This window comes from Acinetobacter sp. Colony158 (assembly GCF_019264745.1).
GTDB classification, from domain to species: domain Bacteria; phylum Pseudomonadota; class Gammaproteobacteria; order Pseudomonadales; family Moraxellaceae; genus Acinetobacter; species Acinetobacter ursingii.
The window spans coordinates 2,766,856-2,788,111 of sequence record NZ_CP078523.1; the positions used below are offsets into that span (position 1 = coordinate 2,766,856).

The window sequence follows — 21,256 nt, forward strand, 5'->3', positions numbered from 1 at the left end:
GAAGAAACCTCACGGCGCACTTCTGTGGTCGTATTTGGTGTTTCTTCACGTTCTACTTGAACCTGAGTTGGAATGTCTTGTTGAGTTTCTGCACTATCAAGCGATTTAAACTCAGCAGGCTGTTGTTCTTGAGTGGTTGTCTCAACTTTTTCCTGTTCTTCTTCTTTAGGGGGTTCTTTTTTAACACATGCAGTTAAAAGAAGACCTGTTGCAATCACGCCACAAATTAAAAGTTTCTTATTCATACTTGCACAAATCTATGCTTAATCGAGGTGCAACCATTATAGCAGCAAATATAAGATTGAAAATCCTAGTCATGCCACCTAATTTTTTATCGAAAATGCTGATAGAATAGCCAATTGTTTATTGTTCTATGAATTGCGGCGGATTGACTTTGCTTTATAGGTACAGAGTAAAGTAAAATTGCCCAACATTGTAGGCCGATTTAGGCTCGATTGTACGAGAAACTCAATGACCCATTTTATTTTCGTGACTGGTGGTGTGGTTTCATCACTAGGTAAAGGTATTTCAGCTGCTTCAGTTGCTGCACTTTTAGAAGCCCGTGGTTTAAAAGTGACCATGGTAAAAATGGATCCATACATTAATGTCGATCCGGGAACAATGAGTCCCTTCCAGCATGGTGAAGTTTTTGTCACAGAGGATGGTGCCGAAACTGACCTAGATTTGGGTTATTACGAACGTTTCCTACGTCGTGCGAAAATGACCAAATTGAACAATTTTACCAGTGGCCGAGTTTACCAAGATGTTTTAAATAAAGAACGTCGTGGTGATTATCTTGGTGGTACGGTACAAGTGATTCCACATATTACCGACAATATTAAAGAACGCGTATTAGCCGCAGGTGAAGGCTATGACGTCGCCATTGTTGAAATTGGCGGTACTGTGGGTGATATCGAATCACTTCCTTTTATGGAATCTGTACGTCAGTTGATGGTTGAGCTGGGTCATAAGCGCACGATGTTGATGCATCTGACATTGCTTCCTTATATTAAATCTGCTGCTGAACTTAAGACCAAGCCAACTCAACATTCTGTAAAAGAGTTGTTGTCTATTGGTATTCAGCCAGATATTTTGATCTGTCGTACTGAACACGATGTCGACGCAGACACTAAACGTAAAATCGCATTGTTTACCAATGTTGAAGCACGTGCGGTTGTGGTGTGTAAAGATGCAAAAACCATTTACCAGATTCCACGTGATTTCTATGAGCAAAACGTTGACGATTTAATCTGTGAACGTTTTGGATTTAATGAATTACCTGAAGCAGATCTAACTGATTGGGATCAGGTGTGTGAAGCATTATTTAACCCTGAATACACGGTTCGTGTAGCAATGGTGGGTAAATATGTTGAGCTTCCAGATGCTTATAAATCGGTCAATGAAGCTTTATTGCATGCGGGTATTCAAAATCGTGTGAAAGTTCAGATTGACTATGTTGATGCTGAAAAATTTGAAGATTTAGACGCGTCTGTATTGGACAGCGCTGATGCAATATTAGTTCCTGGTGGTTTTGGTGAGCGTGGAACTGAAGGCAAAATGAAAGCCATTCAATATGCACGTGAAAAACAAGTTCCATTTTTAGGGATTTGTTTGGGTATGCAACTTGCAGTGGTGGAATATGCCCGCCATGTAGCAGGTATGGCCGATGCAACTTCAACTGAGTTTAATCGCACCACTAAATTTCCAGTGATTGGATTGATTACCGAGTGGTTAGATGAACGTGGTGAATTACAGCAACGTAGTCTTGAGTCGGATTTGGGTGGAACGATGCGTTTAGGCGCACAAAAATCCGAGTTGGTCGAAGGCACCAAAACACGTGAAGTGTATGGTAAAGCTGAAATTACTGAACGTCATCGCCATCGTTATGAAATGAATAACCGTTTCATTGAGCCACTTGAAAAAGCAGGTATGAAAATTTCGGGTTATTCAACCGCACAACATTTGGTAGAAACAGTGGAAATTCCTGAACATCCTTGGTTTATTGCTGTACAATTCCATCCGGAGTTTACAAGTTCACCTCGCGATGGACATCCATTATTTGCAAGCTTTATTGATGCTGCGAAAAAACAGTATCAAAAGAGCAAGTAATCGACGCATGAACTAGGAAGTTTAAATGTCACAATTAAAACCACAAGAAATTGTACGTTTAGGCGATATACAAATGGCAAATCATTTGCCATTTGTATTATTCGGCGGTATGAACGTATTAGAATCAAAAGACTTAGCCTTTGAAATTGCAGAAACCTATATCGATATCTGCAAACGTCTTGATATTCCTTATGTATTTAAAGCCAGCTTTGATAAAGCCAATCGTTCTAGCCTGCATTCATTTCGTGGTCCAGGACTAGAGAAAGGCATTGAATGGTTAGGTGAAATTAAAAAACAGTTTAATGTGCCGATTATTACCGATGTGCATGAACCATATCAGGCTGCACCAGTTGCTGAAGTCGCTGATATTATCCAGTTGCCTGCATTTTTAAGTCGTCAAACTGATCTGGTTGAAGCGATGGCAAAAACTCAAGCCATTATTAATATTAAAAAAGCCCAGTTTCTTGCCCCACATGAAATGCGTCATATTCTGCATAAATGTCTTGAAGCAGGAAATGACAAATTGATTTTGTGTGAACGTGGTTCGGCGTTTGGTTATAACAATCTGGTTGTCGATATGTTGGGCTTTGACATCATGAAAGACATGAATGTCCCTGTATTTTTCGATGTCACCCACGCTTTGCAAACCCCAGGTGGTCGTTCTGATTCTGCGGGTGGTCGTCGTGCACAAATCACGACTTTAGCACGTGCAGGCATGGCAACAGGTTTGGCTGGTTTGTTTTTGGAAGCGCATCCTGATCCAGACGTTGCCAAATGTGATGGGCCATCAGCTTTACATTTATCGCAACTAGAGCCATTTTTAGCACAAATTAAAGAATTGGATACCTTAGTAAAAGGTTTCAAAAAATTAGACACCCACTAAGTTTTTTACATCTAGATCGATTGATGACAATCATATTTTTATTATCGTTTAAGCTGTAAATCACTTATTTCATATTCATTTAACCGAGGAATTGTTCATGAGCCAAATCGTTGACATTCGTGCACGTGAAATTTTGGACTCTCGTGGTAACCCAACCATCGAGGCTGATGTCATTTTAGAATCTGGCGTTGTTGGCCGTGCATGTGCACCATCTGGTGCTTCAACTGGTTCTCGTGAAGCTTTAGAACTACGTGACGGTGATAAAGCACGTTATTTAGGCAAAGGCGTTAAAACTGCGGTGAATAACGTAAATACGATTATCCGTGACGCTTTAGTGGGTAAATCAGTATTTGAACAAAAAGACATCGATAACACGATGATCACGCTTGATGGTACTGAAAACAAAGAAAAATTAGGTGCTAACGCAACTTTAGCAGTTTCTTTGGCTGCTGCACGTGCGGCTGCTACTGAAAAGAAAATTCCTCTTTTCCAATATATCGCAGATTTACGTGGTCAAACCACTTTGACTATGCCTGTACCTATGATGAACATCATTAATGGTGGTTCACATGCAGACAACAACGTTGATATTCAAGAGTTTATGATTGAGCCAGTGGGTTTCACTTCATTTGCTGAAGCGTTACGTGCGGGCGCTGAAATCTTCCATTCCTTAAAATCAGTTTTAAACAAAAAAGGTTTAAACACTGCTGTAGGTGATGAAGGTGGTTTTGCGCCGAACTTGCGTTCAAATGAAGAAGCCATCACGGTGATTCTTGAAGCAATTGGTCAAACGGGTTACAAAGCAGGTTCTGACATTATGCTTGCACTTGACTGTGCATCGTCTGAATTCTACAAAAATGGTCAATATATTCTTGCAGGGGAAGGCAATAAAGCATTCACAAGCAACCAATTTTCTGATTATTTAGCAGGTCTTGTAAATCAATATCCAATTATCTCAATCGAAGATGGTTTAGATGAATCTGACTGGGAAGGTTGGAGCTATTTAACTTCGATTTTGGGTGATAAAATCCAATTGGTGGGTGACGATTTATTCGTTACTAATCCAAAGATTTTACAACGTGGTATTGATGAGAAAGTGGGTAATTCGATCCTGATCAAATATAACCAAATTGGTACTTTGACTGAAACTTTAGATGCGATCTATCTTGCTAAAGCGAATGGCTATAGTACCGTGATTTCACATCGTTCTGGTGAAACAGAAGATTCAACCATTGCTGATTTGGCAGTGGGTACCGCAGCTGGTCAAATCAAGACTGGTTCACTTTGCCGTTCTGACCGTGTAGCAAAATATAACCAATTACTTCGTATTGAAGAATTGACTCATGCTGCATATCGCGGTAAAGCTGAGTTCAAGGGTTTAAACTAATCTTTGGATGCTATGTTAGAAGTATTTAAATCGACTTCGAGCAAATTGATACTGTTACTCGCCATCGTTTTGGTGGCGAGTTTTCAGTACAGTTTCTGGTGGGGAGAAGGTGGTTACTTTGCTCACCAAACTTTACGTCAGCAAATTACACAACAAGCTGAAATAAACGAAGAATTGAAAGAAAGAAACCGTATTTTAGCGGCAGAAGTGTTTGATCTTAAAAATGGTAGTGAAGCCATTGAGGAACATGCGCGTTTGGATTTAGGTCTGATTAAGCCTCGTGAGACTTTTGTACAAATGAGTACCATCAGTACCCATTACAAACCGATTTATATTGATCCAAATGCCAAAGTCGACATGGAAACCAATGAAACCCCGCCAAATCCAGATGTCCCAGATTAAATTGTGGGCAGTGATTCCTGCTGCGGGTTCAGGAAGTCGTTTTTCTAAAACTGAGCTTAAACAATATCAAACGATTCAAGATCGAACGGTACTTGAGCATACGATTGATCGATTGAATGCATTACCTTTACAAGGTTATGTATTGGCGATTGGTGCACAAGATACAGTGGCTAAAAATTTAAACTTCGCTGCATCTGAAAAAGCACATTTTTGTCTGGGCGGTGCTGAGCGTGTGCATTCCGTTTTAAATGCTTTGTGTTATTTGGCTCAGATTGCATCGGATGATGATTATGTCTTGGTGCATGATGCTGCACGTCCATGTGTAAGTGCTGAAAATTTAAAAGAATTGGCAGATTACTGTGTTGAGCGTGATACTGCTGCTATCTTGGCAATTCCTGTACGTGACACTTTAAAGTTTGCCACAGATCAACATATTCAAAACACGGTGAGTCGTGATCATTTATGGCAAGCCCAAACACCACAAATGGCGAAACTGGGTGTGCTTCGTGATGCCATTGAAAAAGCATTAAATGAGGGCATCAATATCACAGATGAGGCCAGTGCACTTGAGCATGCGGGTATTTCAGTCGATGTGGTACAAGGACGCTCAGATAATATCAAAATCACTTATACAGATGACCTAGAATTGGCACGTTTGATACTGGCATCACAACACGTCTTGTAAGCTATCTAAATAAGAAACTGAATTGTAATCATGATTGACAAGCGTTCACACAACACGGCTTGTCATCTGCTTTATTCAGAATTAATTTAAAAATATTCTATATTTAAACTTTAACCACTTTATTGCCTTTTACTTATTAAAATATAGAACAACTGATTCCATTCAATTGATAAAAAAGCAGGCCTTGTATGCATATTATCGTGTTAGGTGCAGGCGTTATTGGAACTACTTCAGCATATTATTTGAAACAGGCAGGGCATGAAGTCACGGTGATTGACCGACAGCCGGGCGTAGCTTTGGAAACCAGCTTTGCCAACGCAGGACAAATTTCACCTGGCTATGCCTCACCGTGGGCTGCGCCGGGTGTGCCACTAAAAGCATTTAAATGGATGTTTCAGCATCACGCACCATTAACGATTAAAATCACAGGGGATATGTACCAGTATCACTGGATGGTACGGATGCTGGCGGAGTGTAATATCCATCGTTATCAAATTAATAAAGAACGCATGGTCAGAATTTCAGAATATAGCCGTGACTGTTTGGATGAGTTACGTCATGAAACAGGCATCCATTTTGATGAGCGCCAGTTGGGAACATTACAACTCTTTAGAAAACAACAACAATTGGATTCGGCCGAAAAAGATACTCAAGTCCTGAAAGAAGAAGGTGTACCTTATCAGTTGTTGGATAAACAGGGCGTGATTCAGGCTGAGCCTGCATTAGCCAAAGCAACCGTTGATTTTGTTGGTGGGTTGCGTTTACCTAATGATCAAACAGGTGATTGTCAAAAATTCACTGTAGAGCTGGCAGAACTTGCGCAAAAGCAAGGCGTACAGTTTTTGTTTAACCACAGCATAGATTATCTTAAAAAAGACGTTAATCAAATTAGTGCAGTTGTTTTACAAAATGGTCAGAGAATCAAAGGCGATGCCTATGTCATGGCTCTCGGAAGTTATAGTCATGAAATGCTAAAACAGATTGGGATTTTTGCGCCTGTTTATCCACTGAAAGGCTATTCGATTACCACGCCCATCATTGATGCAGCTATGTCTCCAGTCTCGACCATTTTAGATGAGAGTTATAAAATCGCTTTAACCCGTTTTGACGATCGTATTCGCGTAGGTGGCATGGCGGAAATTAATGGTTTTGATCGCTCTTTGGATACTTCTCGTGAAGATACGCTCAAGATGGTTTTACATCAATTATTTCCGTATGCCAGTGATTTGGATCAGGCAAGTTTCTGGACAGGACTGCGACCTGCAACACCAGATGGCACACCCATTGTAGGCAAAACTAAATATTCCAATTTATTTACCAATACTGGGCACGGCACACTTGGCTGGACGATGTCTTGTGGTTCTGCCAAACTTTTAGCCGATTTGATCTCAAATCGAATGCCACAGATTCAGGCAGATGATTTAAGTATTGAACGTTATGAAAAACATGCGCATATTTAGATCCTTTAAATTTTGGTCAGACAATCAAAAGTTCAAATCTTGATGTTGAGCTTTATGATCAATTTAGATTCGAGTTTTTACAACGTCAATCCAGCATCTATTCCATAAACTCGCGCTGATTTGGGGAAAAAAGCATGCGTGACTGCGTGATTCATCTAGCTAAAATAAGTTTTGTCATAGTGACAATGATAAGTTCAGGCTGTCAGTTGGTTCAATTACGTGAAAATCAACTGAGTCAGTCCTTAAATAACAAGATGACGAGTATATTAACCAGTCAGCATTTAAGTTCGGCAACGGCGAACATTATTTACTTGACGAATTTTAATCAAAAAAAATGTTTGGCGGAATTTGATCAGTGCTTAAAAGCAGTCGATGGCATTCACTCGCATGATAAAGATGCCTACCATGCGGCGTTAAGTGAGCTTTATTTAGCAAAAGCGCTTGAATTAGAGTCACAATGTCAGCTGACAAAAGCATCTCAATGTAGTGATCGAGAATTGCGCTATCTTGATCAAAGTTTAAGACATAGTTATCATTATTTATTTGCCTCAATAAATACACCTTCACATCGTGCTTTTGATTATCGTCAGAATCAGGTTCGTATTTTTTACAATGTTGCACTTTCAAGATTATTGTCTCGATATTATGAGCTTCATCCACAAATCTACATTCCTGATAGCATTTCGATTGCAGGTCACCAATACAAAATTGATACTTCACAGTTTCCACATCTAAAAAATCATCGTATTGCGAAACTAAAATCTAGCTATAATATGAATTTTTCAGGTTTTCATACCGTAAACCGTACAGATGGTTTAGGTGCGGAGTTTGTGATTGAATTTGCAGAACAGTATAAAAATAACGGTTTTATTTTAGATCCAGTCTCGTTTTATCAAAACTCACTTTCTCCTAATATTCATGCTCCCAAAGTATTGCCATTGAGCGCTTTGATGGTGCCTGAAGATGAGCGTATTGCTTACGATACTCAAAATACTAACTTTAAAATTCGCTTGATCGATCCTTATCTCTATCATCAAGTAGAGGTGAATCAGGCAGATTATACGTTAACAGCAAATTATTCTGCGCCATTTGGCTATTGGCTCGCGCAAAATCATTTGGGTAAAGCAGGTTATTGGACATTGCTTAATAAAGAAAATGACTTGTTAATGCCACATTTATACATGCTGGAACCATACAATCCAAATAAAAAAGTGATTGTTTTTATTCATGGTTTAGCCAGCAGTCCAGAGGCTTGGGTTTCTTTAACCAATGATATTATGGGTGATCAGGAGCTTCGTGATCACTATCAAGTCTGGCAGATTTTTTATTCAACCAATATGCCGATTTTTGAAAGTCGCTATCAGATTTATACCTTATTGACCCAAGCCTTTCAAAATATTGAGATAAATAATCCTCCTGTACAACATGCTGTGCTGATCGGGCACAGTATGGGCGGCGTGATCAGTCGATTACTGGTGAGTAATCAAGATATTTCGAATGCCGCGATTGCCAAAATGTCCAAATCACAATCTGCTATGTTAAATCGGCATCCAGTGATTCGTGAGCGATTTGTCTTTAAAGCAATTCCGAATTTTTCTCGTGCGATTTTTATTGCGGCTCCACATCGTGGAACAAATTATGCAGATCGTTGGTTCACCCGTTTAGCACGGAATATCATTAAAATTCCCAACGAATTTTTTGAAAATGTACAATCGGATTCTTTACTGGATAAAACCAAAACAGTACGGCATCGAGGTTTAATTGAAAATGGAGCAAGTAATCTCAGTGAAAACTCAGATTTTATGCTTCTCACTCAGAATGTAATGCCTGCACAGTCAGTCAAGTATCATTCTATTATGGGTAATGTAGCGCATTCAGAATTACCTTCATTTATGAATGACGGCATCGTGCCGTATCGCAGTTCACATCTAGAAGGTGCTAGCTCAGAAAAAATTATTCGCGGTGATCATTATGTACAAATGACCACTTCTGCAATCAATGAAATGCGACGGATTTTATTACTGCATTTAGAGCAAGACTAAATTTTAAATATATGCAAGTGCTCGTTGAAAGGTTGCATCATCGATACATTTTTGACTAAATTGTTTAATCAATGACTGATCCACCGTTGAATCATTCACTGGATGACTCCATTTGTACATCTGTTCAAAGAGCCAGACAAAGTGTTCAATATTAGGTGAAGCTGAGTCCTCTACAAAATGTCGAATAATGGATTCAATGGCATAATACTGATGGACATGAACCTGTGGTGAACATTCAAAACGGATAATATTAAATTCGCTTAATAACTGCCAAACGGGTTCAAAATTTTCTAAAGTTTCCAACTCTTTTTGCGCTTTAATCACGGCGGCAGTCAGTGCTGTTAAGCTATTTGGATATTTAAGTGCCCATTCTTCAGTCACGGCTAAAATTTTATCGGCAATAGCAGGAATAATGTCGCGACTTGATGCGACAATTTGACTAACACCTTCTATTTCACCTTGTGTGTTCCAAGGTTCTCCAACGCAGAAACCTTCAATATGACCAGATGAAAGCGCTTCTACCAAATAAGGCGGTGGCAGCGTTTTCAACATAATGTCATGTGCCAAGTTTTCATCAGCTAAAGCCAGCCATTCGCGTAGACAATAATGATGAATCGAGTGCTTAAATACATGTGCTAAGGAGACAGATCGTTGTTGATGTATATGCTTTACTAACTTTTGCGCCGTGATTTGAGCAGAATCAGTGCTCTGAATAGAAAGGGTATAACTTAAACTTTGACTTAAACTGATATATGCACGATTAATACTTAAAACCAAAGGCGTTTTGAGTGGTATGCCAATTTGATCATCCGCAATAGCAGCGGCAGGCAACATGGCTGATAAACAATGTGCTGCATCCAATACCCCAAAAGCAAGACGATCCCGTAAACTCGCCCATGACGCTTCTTTAACCAGTGTTACATCTAAGCCAAACTCTTCAAAAAAACCGCGTTGTTTGGCCCAAAGTAGTGCAATACAGTCCAAAAGAGGAATATAACCGAGCTGGATTTTAGTTTTTTCAAGCGGGTTCATTCAATCCTCCTTCAATGGGTGGTGAAGTAATTGTTGCGCATCAATCAACCGTCGTGCCATATCGCCCATCGTAATACGATGACTCATGGCATTTTTCCTGAGTAACTGAAAAGCAGTATCTTCAGCAAGATGATGTAATTGCATTAATAATACTTTGGCTTTTTCAATATCTTTGCGATCTGCCAATTTAAGTTTGGTTTCTTTAAGATCACTTTCAAGCTGCTTATGTTTTTTATATTGTTCGATCGAAATTTCTAAAATAGTGTCTAAACGAGCAGGATCAATACCATCTACAATATATGCGGTTACACCTGCTGCAATCGCCTGTTTGATCGTATCTTTATGGGTATTTTTGGTAAATAGAACAGTAGGCAAATCAAAATGACTGACGCAATTCTCGATCAAATCACGATGTGGATGATCCATGTCTAGAAGAATCACATCGGCTTGTAATTGTTCAAGTTGGAAGTCGTTTAAGTGTTCAAGTGTTAAACAGGCAACCACATCAAAATCATGCGCACGTAAATTCTGCTGAACAAATTCAGCACGTTCAAAATCATCATCAATCAGTGCAATTTTTAGTTTTGACATAAGATATCGAATATGAGGATTGATCGCTTAACATATTGTAAGCGAAATAGATTAAAAAATTGTTAGCAAAATCGATGCCATACATAAAAGAAGCGATTTAAAAACAATTTTATATAGTTTTTAAATCAGTTTGACCTTTTATAGCGCAAAACAGAATCATTTTGATGCAATAATCTGAGACACAATCTACTTAATGAAATTATTAAGCTTTTGAGTTTAACGTAATTCATAGTTTAAAAATTTAAATTTTGTTTATATATTTCAAATTCTTAAAACTATTTATACTTTTATTTTAAAAATTGGCACAACACTTGCTGTATCTTTAATGAGTCAAAGACGACTCAAATTGAAAATTTGTAAGACGGCCAACGACGTCCGTTCTGATCGATTGCCAATGCAGCGTTAGCTGTACAGCCCATATTACGTTCAGTTCAGGAGAGAAGGCGATGTCTTCAAATTTAGATTTAACAGCAAAAAAAGCGACTAAAATAAATCTATTCAATTTTAGTGTTCCAGCGATGCGAGCCTTCCATATGAGTTGGCTCGCTTTTTTTGTCTGCTTTTTTGCGTGGTTCGCTTGCGCACCGCTTATGCCAGTCATTGCAGGTGAATTTCATCTGACCAAAGACCAGATTGCCAATATTAATATTGCCGCTGTCGCAATTACGATTTTAGTGCGCTTAATTGTGGGGCCTTTATGTGATAAATACGGGCCACGTAAAACCTATACCGCTTTGTTATTGATCGGTAGTATTCCTGTGTTTGGGGTTGCCGCATCCAATAGTTATGAATCCTTTTTATTCTTTCGCTTACTGATTGGTGCCATTGGCGCAAGTTTCGTCATCACTCAATACCATACCAGTATTATGTTTGCACCGAATGTTGTTGGTACGGCCAATGCGGCTTCTGCGGGTTGGGGAAATGCAGGCGGCGGTGCAACTCAAGCGATTATGCCATTATTGCTCTCGGCTTTAGTGATGTTCGGCGTCGAGCAAGCAATGGGCTGGAGAATTGCCCTGTTGGTACCTGGCATTATGATGGTGATCGTCGGTATTTTGTATTGGAAACTTACACAAGATGCACCCCAAGGTAATTTTGCCGAACTGCGTGCGCAAGGTGTTCAAATTGGAAGTGATAAAAAAGGCGGTGTGGCAATTTTGATGCATGCAGCACGTAACTATCGGGTCTGGATTTTGTTTGGTGCCTACGCTGCTTGTTTCGGTATTGAAATTTTCATTCATAACATTATCGCGATGTATTACGTCAATAACTTTAGCTTTAGTCTAAAAGAGGCTGGTTTTGCCGCAGGGATCTTTGGTTTGCTGGCTTTATTTGCACGTGCTTTGGGTGGGATTGTCTCAGATAAAGTTGCCCTTAGAAAAGGTCTGGATGGTCGTACTAAAGTGTTATTTGTGATGATTTTAGGTGAAGGGTTATTTCTGATTTTATTCTCTCAAATGAATAGTGCAATGCTGGCGATTATCGCGATGACAGTATTTGCTTTATTTACACATATGGCTTGTGGTGCAACCTATGCGTTAGTGCCGTTTATAGATCGTGACGCTTTAGGTGGTGTAGCTGGAATTATTGGTGCAGGTGGCAATGTGGGTGCGGTTGCAGCAGGTTTTCTACTTAAAGGAATGTTGGATATTCAAACCTGTTTGATGGTGCTGGGTGGCTTGGTGGTTATTGCCGCAGGGTTTGTGATGCTGATTCGTTTCTCGACTGAGCATAAGGTCAAAGAACAACGCCTATTTGAACAGGCCGTTCTTGAACGTAACAACCTTGCTTCTTAAAGCATTTCAAACAAATTTGACATCATTCTCAGGAGACAGCCCATGAAACTCGTTATGATTGGTCACGGTATGGTCGGCCACAAATTCATCGAAGCCATTTTAGAAAAAGCAGATGACGAATTAGAAATTACTATTCTTGCTGAAGAACCACGTATTGCCTATGACCGTGTACATTTGACTGAATACTTCTCAGGAAAATCAGCGAAAGACTTATCATTGGCACGTTTTGACTTTGCTGATGCACATGGTATCGATTTACGACTCAATACTAAAGCTGTTGCTATTGATGCTGCTGAACAAACCATTACAACCAATTTGGGTGATGTGATTCACTACGATAAATTGGTTTTAGCAACTGGCTCATACGCTTTTGTACCGCCAATTTCGGGCAATGATCGTCAAAACTGTTTTGTTTATCGTACCATTGAAGATTTGGATGCGATTCGTGCTGCAAGCTTAAATGCCAAATCAGGCGTGGTAATCGGTGGTGGTTTGCTGGGTTTAGAAGCTGCCAAAGCCTTACGAGATTTAAACTTGGAAACCCATGTGGTCGAGTTTGCACCGCGTTTGATGGCGGTACAAATTGATGACTTAGGTGGCAAGGTTCTACGTCGTAAGATTGAAAATCTTGGGGTAAAAGTCCATACCCAAAAAGCCACTCAATGTATTGAAGATGGTACAACACATCATCACATCATGAAGTTTGCCGATGGGAGCGAGCTTGAAACCGATATTATTTTATTTTCTGCGGGGATTCGTCCGCGTGATGAACTGGCGCGTTTAAGTGGATTGGCGATTGGCGAACGTGGCGGGATCAAAATCAATGATTATTGTCAAACCTCAGATGACAATATTTATGCGATTGGTGAATGTGCGCTTTGGGACAATAAAATCTTTGGTTTAGTTGCACCGGGCTATGACATGGCACGCATTGCAGCAAAACATATTCTGGCGGAAGAAACTCATTGCTTTGCTGGTGCAGATATGAGCACCAAGTTGAAGTTAATGGGCGTCGATGTGGCATCGGTGGGTGACGCACATGGCATGACGCCTAATTCACTCAGCTATTTTTATGCTGACGAAGATGCCTTGATTTATAAAAAAATCGTGGTTGATGCAGATAAAAGCAAATTGTTGGGCGCAGTTTTAGTTGGTGACGCCAATGAATACAATGATCTGCTGCAAATGATGCTGAATGGTTTAACACTTCCAGAAATGCCTGAAAGTTTGATCATGCCGGGTTTTGCCGATTCAGGTGCAAAAGCAGGTGGGAGTGGTGTGGATTTATTGCCAGATAGCGCCACCATCTGTTCATGTAACAACGTCTCTAAAGCCGATATTTGTCAGGCAATTGCTGATGGTTCAACGTCTTTAGGTGCTTTGAAAAAATGTACCAAAGCTGCAACAGCTTGTGGGGGATGTGCGCCGCTAGTGACTCAAGTGTTAAAGTCTGAGTTACAGCGTCAAGGCGTAACCGTCAATAACCACATTTGTGAACATTTTCCATACTCGCGCCAAGAGTTGTATCACTTGGTTCGTGTCAATGAAATTAAAACCTTTGATGATCTCATTCAACAACATGGTCATGGTTTAGGCTGCGATATTTGTAAACCGACTGCTGCAAATATTTTAGCATCGTGCTGGAATGACTTTGTACTAAAACCAAGTCATGCGGGTCTACAGGACAGTAATGATTACTACTTGGGTAATATTCAAAAAGATGGTTCTTATTCTGTCGTACCACGTATGGCAGGCGGTGAAGTCACACCAGATGGTTTAATCGCCGTCGGTCAAATCGCCAAAAAATACAATCTGTATACCAAAATCACAGGCGGTCAACGTGTTGATTTATTTGGTGCGCAAATTCATCAATTACCGTTTATTTGGGAAGAACTCAATGCCGCAGGTTTTGAGTCAGGTCATGCTTACGGCAAATCATTACGTACCGTGAAATCATGTGTGGGTAGTACATGGTGTCGTTATGGTGTAGATGATTCTGTGGGTTTGGCGATTGAACTGGAAAATCGTTATAAAGGCTTACGTTCTCCACATAAGCTAAAAATGGCAGTTTCAGGTTGTACCCGTGAATGTGCTGAGGCGCAGGGCAAAGATGTGGGTGTCATTGCCACAGAAAAAGGTTGGAACTTGTATGTGTGTGGGAATGGTGGAATGAAACCACGCCATGCCGAATTATTGGCTTCTGATCTTGATACCGAAACCCTGATTCGTTATATCGACCGTTTCTTTATGTTCTATATCCAAACCGCAGATCGTTTACAACGTACCAGTGTATGGCGTGACAATATGGAAGGTGGTCTGGATTATCTCAAATCAGTGATTGTCAATGATTCATTAGGATTGGCTGAAGAGCTTGAACGCCGTATGAGCCACGTCGTAGGAACTTATCAGGATGAATGGCGTACTGCAGTTGAAGACCCTGAAATCCGTAAACGCTTCCAAACTTATATTAATGCCAGTGCAGATCAACAAGCCGATCCACATATTCAATTTACTAACGTTCGCGATCAGATTCGCCCTTTGAATGATGCAGAGCGTTCAGAAGATCGTATTCCAATGGTTGAAGCATAAGGAGAATAGAAATGACAAATCTAAAAGACATGAATATGCTTCCAGAAAATCAATGGGTCGATGTATGCAATCTGGATGACATTACACCTAATACAGGGGTAGGTGCCCTTGTTGAAGGTCAATCGGTAGCGCTATTTCGTGTAGGTCATGAAAAGCGGATCTATGCACTCAGCAACAAAGACCCATTCAGCCAAGCCAATGTCATGTGTCGTGGCATTATTGGTGACTTACAAGGTGAGCGGGTGATTGCATCGCCGATTTACAAACAACATTTTAGTTTAGCGACAGGACGCTGTCTGGAAGATAAAGACCAGAAACTTCTGGTTTTTCCTACTAAAATTGAAAGTGGTCGGGTTTGGGTCGGCACAGTTCCACAAAAAACCTATATTACCAATAATGGTATTTCTCAAGACAAACTGAAATTGGTATTGATTGGGAATGGTTTAGCAGGAATGCGTTGTCTCGAAGATTTATTGGACATGGCACCAGAGCGCTATGAAGTGACCGTGATTGGTGAAGAACCATGGGGAAATTATAACCGTATTATGCTATCGCCAGTGTTATCAGGCGAGAAAACTATCGAAGATATTATGCTGCATCCGCATGCATGGTATAGCGATAAGGGTATTAAATTTATTGCTCAGGATCCTGCGGTCAAGATTGATCGTACCCGAAAAGTCGTCCACACTGAGAAAGGTGAGCGTATTGATTATGATCGTTTGATCATTGCCACAGGTTCGAAACCTTTTATTCCGCCTGTTCAAGGGGCAGATTTGAACGGTGTGATCAGTTTCCGTGATATTTATGATGTAAATACCATGATTAAATATTGCGAAACCAAGAAAAATGCAGTGGTGATTGGTGGTGGACTGTTAGGGCTTGAAGCCGCTTATGGTTTGAAACAACGTGGCATGAATGTGACCGTATTACATTTGATGGATCGAATTATGGATCGTCAATTGGATAAACGTGCTAGTGAAATGTTACGTCATAGCATCGAACAAAAAGGGATCCAGATCATCACGCAAGCCAACACTGAAGCTTTACTTGGCAAGGATGGTCATGTCAATCAGGTTCGTTTAAAAGACGGAACAATTCTTGATGCAGATTTGGTGATTTTTGCGGTGGGGATTCGCCCCAATATTGCTTTGGCGCAAAGTGCGGGACTACGTTGTCATCGCGGGATTTTAGTCAATGACACCATGCAAACCTTTGACCCAAGTATTTATGCGGTAGGTGAATGTATCGAGCATCGTGGTCAAACTTTTGGTTTGGTGGAACCACTTTGGGGACAAGCATTTATTTGTGCAACTCATTTGGCTGAACATGGTAGTTTGACATTCAAATCGCCAACTGTTCCAACGCAGTTAAAAGTCAGTGGTGTGGATGTGTTCTCGGCAGGTCGTATTGATTTAGAACAGAGCGATGCATCTGCAATAAGCAAGGAAGATTATGAAGACATCATTTTGAATGATGATAAACGTCAAATTTATAAGCGTATTATCATCCAAAAAGACAAGGTAATTGGAGCAGTTCTGTTTGGTGACACCGAAGATGGCATGTGGTATGCCGAGTTGATTGCAGATCAAACACCTGTTTCTACCTTTAGAAACAAGCTGTTATTTGGTAAGGATTTTGCAATGAAAAAGGTGAGTTGATTCATCTTGGCTTAGGATCAATGGCTTCTAAGCCAAAATTAGTGTGTATGTGGTATAGGTAAATTGGGTAAAAGGAGCAGTCATGAACAGTATTCAAAATTTAGAACACAGTCGCTCCGATCAAGCAGAAACTATTATTACAAAAACAACATGTCCCTATTGCGGTGTTGGCTGCGGTGTAGATGTCAATGTCCAACATAAAGCGCATGGCACTATGGTAAAAGTGGCAGGTGATATCGATCACCCTTCAAATTTTGGACGTCTTTGCATTAAAGGCAGCAATCTGGCCGATACATTGGGTTTAGAAACTCGTGTATTGGAGCCTATGTTGGGTCGTAAAGATCATCGTCAAGTCACGACTTGGGAGGCCGCAATTGAGAAAATCGCCACACAGTTCCAACACTGTATAGATCAATATGGGCGTGACAGTATTGCCTTCTATGTCTCAGGGCAGTTACTGACAGAAGATTATTATGTGGTGAATAAATTCGTTAAAGGCTATTTAGGCACCGCCAATATTGATACCAATTCGCGCTTATGTATGTCTTCCGCCGTAGCTGCACATAAACGTGCTTTTGGTGAAGATATCGTTCCCGCTAGTTATAAAGACTTTGAACATACCGATATGGTGGTTTTAGTGGGTTCCAATACGGCATGGTGTCATCCCGTACTTTATCAACGCATCATGCAAGCCAAAAGTAAAAATCCAGATTTATTTGTAGTGGTCGTCGATCCTCGTTTTACCAGTACTTGTGAGCAAGCGGATTTACATTTGCCGATTTTACCCGGTCAGGATGTAGCGTTATTTAATGGTTTATTTCAGTATTTATATCAAAATAATCATATAGATCATGAGTTTGTTGAAAAAAATACCGAAGGTCTGGAAGCACTGTTAGCTGCCAGTGAAAGCGAACAAGATATTCATGAACTAGTAAAACGTACAGGAATTTCAGCAGAAAAATTACAATTATTTTTTGATAAGTTTGCCCAGACTGAAAAAGTGATGACGCTATTTTCAATGGGTGTCAATCAATCTTCTCAAGGGGTGAATAAAGCCAATAGCATTATCAATTGTCATTTACTCACTGGAAAAATTGGAAAATTAGGTGCAGCGCCGTTTTCAATGACAGGTCAACCCAATGCCATGGGCGGGCGTGAAGTGGGTGGTCTTGCAAATATGTTGGCGGCGCATCTGGATATTGATAACCCATCACATCAAAATTTAGTACAAAGCTTTTGGAAGAGTCCAACCATTGCAACACAAACGGGTTTAAAAGCGGTTGATTTATTTCAGGCCATAGAAAGTGGAAAGATCAAAGCCGTTTGGATTATGGCAACCAATCCAGTGGTAAGTTTACCTGATGCAGACCAAGTTAAACGTGCATTAGAAAAATGTGAGTTTGTGGTAATTTCTGATATTTGTGCCCAAACCGATACCACAGCATATGCAGATGTTTTGCTTCCTGCCTTAGGATGGGGCGAAAAAGATGGTACCGTCACCAATTCGGAACGCCGTATTTCACGGCAACGTGCATTTTTAGATTCACCTAAACAAGCTAAAGCGGATTGGTGGGCAGTCTGCGAAGTAGCCAAGAAACTCGGCTTTAATGGTTTTGATTTTAGCAATGCCTGTGACATTTTTAATGAACATGCCGCTTTGTCAGCTTATCAAAATGCCAGTATCGAACAACGTGATCAAGTTGAACATTTTCGTTATTTCAACTTAAAAGGTTTAATGAATTTAAGTGTAGAGGAATATCACCAACTGCCACCCACACAATGGCCAGTATGGGAAAAAGCTCAAAATTTTGCTGTTGAGCAATTATTTGATCGAGGTGATTTTAGCCATAAAAACAAAAAATCCAAACTGATCGCAACCCTTGCTATTGATCCTGTCCATACGATTTCAGAAGATTATCCTTTAATTTTGAATACAGGTCGTATTCGTGACCAATGGCATACCATGACCCGCACAGGTTTATCTGCCAATCTCACCACGCACCGTGCTGAACCATTTTGTGAAATCCATCCCAATGACGCCCTAAAATTTGGTATTCAAGATAAAGCCTTAGTTGAAGTCCGTTCAGAATGGGGCAGTTGCGTATTACGTGTAACACTTGATCAAGGTGTACGCCGTGGTCAAATTTTTGCACCGATTCATTGGACAGAACAAGTGGCTTCGGATGCCCGTATTGGTAAAGTCGTCAATCCAGTGGTCGATGCAATCTCTGGTGAGCCTGAATTTAAACATACCCCAGTTGCAATTCAAACATTTCATACTACTTGGCAGGGCGTGTTATACATCCGTGAAGGTGTTGAGCAACATATTCAGACTTCTTTACAACAATGCGCATGGTGGGCAAAAATTAAAACAGCAAAAGCCTTTCGTTATGAAATTGCGGCTCGTCAAAGTTTTGATCAAACGCAAAATAATTTAAAAAACTTTTTACCGTTCATTGATGAAACATATGAATGGTTAAGCCTTGAAGATCGATCATCACAACTTAGTCATAGTGTTATTTTGCAAGATGGCATCTTAATTGCTAGTTTATATATCGCACCAGCAGATTTGTTACCTGATCGGGATTGGGTGGCAGGTTTGTTTAAGCGTGAGCGTTTGAGTGCATTACACCGTAAGGCTTTATTGGCGGGTACGCCAATTTCAGCTACCAATAGCGATGGACCATTGGTATGTAGTTGCTTTAAAGTCGGTAAAAACAAGATTATTGAAGCCATTAAAACGCAAAATATTACTCATGAAAAACAAGTCACCGCCTGTTTAAAAGCGGGTGGAAACTGTGGTTCATGTTTACCTGAAATTCGTGGTTTGATTAAAAGTTGTCAGCAGGAGGCTGAAATATGAAAAAATATCCTCTTACAGACTTGGTCATTTTGGCGGGTGGTCAGGCAAGACGCATGAATGGCGTCAATAAGTTATTGCAAACTTTTGATGATCAAATGCAGCTTTTAAAAATCTACAACACGTTTAAAGATCAGGTGGGCGAAGTCTGGATTAACAGCCACCGAGATACTCGACTATATCAGCAGATTATTCCAAATATTCAATGCTATGCAGATGATCAGGCTGGTTTTTTAGGGCCATTGATGGGAATGAAAAGTGCGTGGTCGCATGTACAGGCGAATTATGTATTGTTTATTCCTTGCGATGTAACTTATATTCCCACTAAAGTACTGCAAACACTGCATGATACCTTACTTCAGGATCAACATGCTTTGATATCTTATGTGAATATCAATGGAGATGCGCTTTATCCGTTTTGTTTGATGAAACGAGAAAGTTGCACAGTTTTGCAACAGCATTTACTTGAAAATCAACTGAGTTTAAATAAATGTCGAAAAGATTTACATGCGCAGGTTGCATATTTCCGTAAACATCGATTATTTTTTCATAGTATTAATTCATTGGATGAATTACAGCAATATAAGCAATTGAATTATCTGGCATAACAATGGAATACTGTATTACTTATAGCGGTTTAAGTGACACAAAGTATAAACCTGATTTGTTAATCAATCATGAGATAATCAATGCGTTCACACGATGACAAGAGTATAAATACATGAATGGAATCGTTTCGTTAAACCCATCGATTTTTCAGGATCAATATGGGCGCAATAAACGGAAACTTCGAATTTCCGTTACGGATCGTTGCAATTTCAAATGTATGTATTGTATGCCTGAACATCCAGAGTGGATGAAAAAACAAGATTTACTGAGTTTCGAAGCACTCTATCAATTCTGTGATTTTATGGTGCAAAACGGAATCGAAAAAATCCGTATCACAGGGGGAGAACCCCTTATGCGTTTAGGGGTGGTTCACTTTATCCGTGATTTGCAAAAGCTCAGAGTTAAAGGTTTAAAACGAATTTCAATCACGACCAATGCGCACTACCTGAAGAAATATGCACATGAATTAAAACTAGCAGGTCTGGATGATCTCAATATCAGTCTGGACAGTCTTGATCCTGAACAATTCTTATTTCTAACCAAGAAAAAATTAAAACCCGTGTTAGATGGAATTGCAGCGGTACAAGACGTGGGTTTACCATTTAAAATTAATACTGTGTTGATGAAAGGTAAAAATGATGACCAAATTTTACCGATGGTCAACTGGGCAAAGCAGCATAAGATTCCACTTCGATTTATTGAATTTATGCCGTTAGATGGTGATCAAAACTGGACACAAGCCGATGTGGTTACCGAGCAGGATATTCTTAATACCTTATCCAGTCAGTTTCAAATTCAAGAATTACAACAAGAACATGAACCCGCCAGATTATATCGCCTAAATGATGAATATGATGTCGGAATTATTTCCACCATTAGCCATTCTTTTTGTGGTGAATGTGATCGTATCCGTCTAACGGCTCAAGGGGAGCTATATAACTGCTTATTTGCAAGGCAGGGTCTTATGCTTAAACCTTTACTGGATCAATTGGTTACTGAAAAGGATGAAGTGATCAGGCAGGTAGCGAATCAAGCGTTGTATCAGCAAACTTCAACTTATATCTGGCATAAAGCCAAAGGTTTTCATAGCCTCAACCAGCAAACACAAAATCAACAACCCCGCAAAATTAGTATGCACATGTTAGGAGGATAA

The 21,256-nt window shown here is 40.0% G+C and carries 15 protein-coding genes and 1 pseudogene; 13 read left to right on the forward strand and 3 right to left on the reverse strand.

Going from position 1 to position 21,256, the window contains the following annotated elements; all coding sequences use genetic code 11:
* Positions 1–245 (reverse strand): annotated as a pseudogene (locus JR005_RS14950) (internalin); the annotation flags it as partial.
* Positions 246–471: 226 nt separating this feature from the next.
* Between JR005_RS14950 and JR005_RS11305 the strand changes: the two are divergent.
* The 7 genes from JR005_RS11305 to JR005_RS11335 all read left to right on the forward strand — a co-directional run bounded on the left by JR005_RS11305 (position 472) and on the right by JR005_RS11335 (position 8,968).
* The gene (locus tag JR005_RS11305) at positions 472–2,109 is read left to right on the forward strand and encodes a CTP synthase (protein ID WP_004987889.1); all 1,638 of its coding nucleotides are present in this window, start codon (positions 472–474) and stop codon (positions 2,107–2,109) included.
* Between the two features lie 25 nt (positions 2,110–2,134).
* The gene (gene kdsA, locus JR005_RS11310) at positions 2,135–2,992 is read left to right on the forward strand and encodes a 3-deoxy-8-phosphooctulonate synthase (protein ID WP_004998050.1); all 858 of its coding nucleotides are present in this window, start codon (positions 2,135–2,137) and stop codon (positions 2,990–2,992) included.
* 97 nt (positions 2,993–3,089) lie between these two features.
* The gene (gene eno / locus JR005_RS11315) at positions 3,090–4,379 is read left to right on the forward strand and encodes a phosphopyruvate hydratase (protein ID WP_004987883.1); all 1,290 of its coding nucleotides are present in this window, start codon (positions 3,090–3,092) and stop codon (positions 4,377–4,379) included.
* 12 nt (positions 4,380–4,391) lie between these two features.
* Positions 4,392–4,781, forward strand: a complete 390-nt coding sequence (ftsB, locus tag JR005_RS11320; protein ID WP_004987880.1) for a cell division protein FtsB — start codon at positions 4,392–4,394, stop codon at positions 4,779–4,781.
* Positions 4,747–5,466 carry a 2-C-methyl-D-erythritol 4-phosphate cytidylyltransferase gene (ispD, locus tag JR005_RS11325; protein ID WP_218665068.1) on the forward strand — a complete coding sequence of 240 codons (720 nt, stop codon included), beginning with the start codon at positions 4,747–4,749 and terminating at the stop codon, positions 5,464–5,466. Before ftsB ends, ispD begins: the two co-directional genes overlap by 35 nt.
* A 188-nt stretch (positions 5,467–5,654) precedes the next feature.
* Positions 5,655–6,926 carry a D-amino acid dehydrogenase gene (locus JR005_RS11330; RefSeq protein ID WP_218665069.1) on the forward strand — a complete coding sequence of 424 codons (1,272 nt, stop codon included), beginning with the start codon at positions 5,655–5,657 and terminating at the stop codon, positions 6,924–6,926.
* A gap of 134 nt (positions 6,927–7,060) precedes the next feature.
* On the forward strand, positions 7,061–8,968 hold the full coding sequence (locus JR005_RS11335) for an esterase/lipase family protein (protein WP_218665070.1): 1,908 nt from the start codon (positions 7,061–7,063) through the stop codon (positions 8,966–8,968).
* Between the two features lie 3 nt (positions 8,969–8,971).
* Here JR005_RS11335 and JR005_RS11340 read toward each other — a convergent pair whose 3' ends face one another.
* Together JR005_RS11340 and JR005_RS11345 are read right to left on the reverse strand one after the other, a co-directional pair.
* Positions 8,972–10,000 carry an ABC transporter substrate-binding protein gene (locus JR005_RS11340; RefSeq protein ID WP_218665071.1) on the reverse strand — a complete coding sequence of 343 codons (1,029 nt, stop codon included), beginning with the start codon at positions 9,998–10,000 and terminating at the stop codon, positions 8,972–8,974.
* Entirely contained in the window at positions 10,001–10,591 is a 591-nt protein-coding gene (locus JR005_RS11345) for an ANTAR domain-containing response regulator (RefSeq protein WP_004998042.1), read from the reverse strand.
* A gap of 446 nt (positions 10,592–11,037) precedes the next feature.
* On the opposite strand from JR005_RS11345, the gene JR005_RS11350 reads away from it, so the two are divergent.
* The 6 genes from JR005_RS11350 to moaA all read left to right on the forward strand — a co-directional run bounded on the left by JR005_RS11350 (position 11,038) and on the right by moaA (position 21,256).
* A complete protein-coding gene (locus tag JR005_RS11350; RefSeq protein ID WP_004987861.1) occupies positions 11,038–12,387 on the forward strand; it encodes an MFS transporter in 1,350 nt (449 codons plus the stop codon).
* Positions 12,388–12,429: 42 nt separating this feature from the next.
* The gene (gene nirB / locus JR005_RS11355) at positions 12,430–14,976 is read left to right on the forward strand and encodes a nitrite reductase large subunit NirB (protein WP_218665072.1); all 2,547 of its coding nucleotides are present in this window, start codon (positions 12,430–12,432) and stop codon (positions 14,974–14,976) included.
* An 11-nt stretch (positions 14,977–14,987) separates the two neighbouring features.
* Entirely contained in the window at positions 14,988–16,634 is a 1,647-nt protein-coding gene (nirD, locus tag JR005_RS11360) for a nitrite reductase small subunit NirD (RefSeq protein WP_218665073.1), read from the forward strand.
* 82 nt (positions 16,635–16,716) lie between these two features.
* Positions 16,717–19,497, forward strand: a complete 2,781-nt coding sequence (locus JR005_RS11365) for a nitrate reductase (protein WP_218665074.1) — start codon at positions 16,717–16,719, stop codon at positions 19,495–19,497.
* Positions 19,494–20,102 (forward strand): molybdenum cofactor guanylyltransferase, encoded by a 609-nt coding sequence (gene mobA, locus JR005_RS11370; RefSeq protein WP_218665075.1) that lies wholly within the window; start codon positions 19,494–19,496, stop codon positions 20,100–20,102. The genes JR005_RS11365 and mobA overlap by 4 nt, the downstream gene beginning before the upstream one ends.
* Positions 20,103–20,215: 113 nt before the next feature.
* A complete protein-coding gene (moaA, locus tag JR005_RS11375; RefSeq protein WP_218665076.1) occupies positions 20,216–21,256 on the forward strand; it encodes a GTP 3',8-cyclase MoaA in 1,041 nt (346 codons plus the stop codon).

What these genes read in the sequence shown, in the direction of transcription:
- JR005_RS11365 (WP_218665074.1), top strand. Translation starts at nt 16,717, where the DNA reads ATGAACAGTATTCAAAATTTAGAACACAGTCGCTCCGATCAAGCAGAA.
- JR005_RS11335 (WP_218665070.1), top strand. Translation starts at nt 7,061, where the DNA reads ATGCGTGACTGCGTGATTCATCTAGCTAAAATAAGTTTTGTCATAGTG.
- kdsA (WP_004998050.1), top strand. Translation starts at nt 2,135, where the DNA reads ATGTCACAATTAAAACCACAAGAAATTGTACGTTTAGGCGATATACAA.
- JR005_RS11350 (WP_004987861.1), top strand. Translation starts at nt 11,038, where the DNA reads ATGTCTTCAAATTTAGATTTAACAGCAAAAAAAGCGACTAAAATAAAT.
- JR005_RS11330 (WP_218665069.1), top strand. Translation starts at nt 5,655, where the DNA reads ATGCATATTATCGTGTTAGGTGCAGGCGTTATTGGAACTACTTCAGCA.
- eno (WP_004987883.1), top strand. Translation starts at nt 3,090, where the DNA reads ATGAGCCAAATCGTTGACATTCGTGCACGTGAAATTTTGGACTCTCGT.
- moaA (WP_218665076.1), top strand. Translation starts at nt 20,216, where the DNA reads ATGAATGGAATCGTTTCGTTAAACCCATCGATTTTTCAGGATCAATAT.
- JR005_RS11305 (WP_004987889.1), top strand. Translation starts at nt 472, where the DNA reads ATGACCCATTTTATTTTCGTGACTGGTGGTGTGGTTTCATCACTAGGT.
- nirB (WP_218665072.1), top strand. Translation starts at nt 12,430, where the DNA reads ATGAAACTCGTTATGATTGGTCACGGTATGGTCGGCCACAAATTCATC.
- ispD (WP_218665068.1), top strand. Translation starts at nt 4,747, where the DNA reads ATGAAACCCCGCCAAATCCAGATGTCCCAGATTAAATTGTGGGCAGTG.
- mobA (WP_218665075.1), top strand. Translation starts at nt 19,494, where the DNA reads ATGAAAAAATATCCTCTTACAGACTTGGTCATTTTGGCGGGTGGTCAG.
- JR005_RS11340 (WP_218665071.1), bottom strand. Translation starts at nt 10,000, where the DNA reads ATGAACCCGCTTGAAAAAACTAAAATCCAGCTCGGTTATATTCCTCTT.
- nirD (WP_218665073.1), top strand. Translation starts at nt 14,988, where the DNA reads ATGACAAATCTAAAAGACATGAATATGCTTCCAGAAAATCAATGGGTC.
- JR005_RS11345 (WP_004998042.1), bottom strand. Translation starts at nt 10,591, where the DNA reads ATGTCAAAACTAAAAATTGCACTGATTGATGATGATTTTGAACGTGCT.
- ftsB (WP_004987880.1), top strand. Translation starts at nt 4,392, where the DNA reads ATGTTAGAAGTATTTAAATCGACTTCGAGCAAATTGATACTGTTACTC.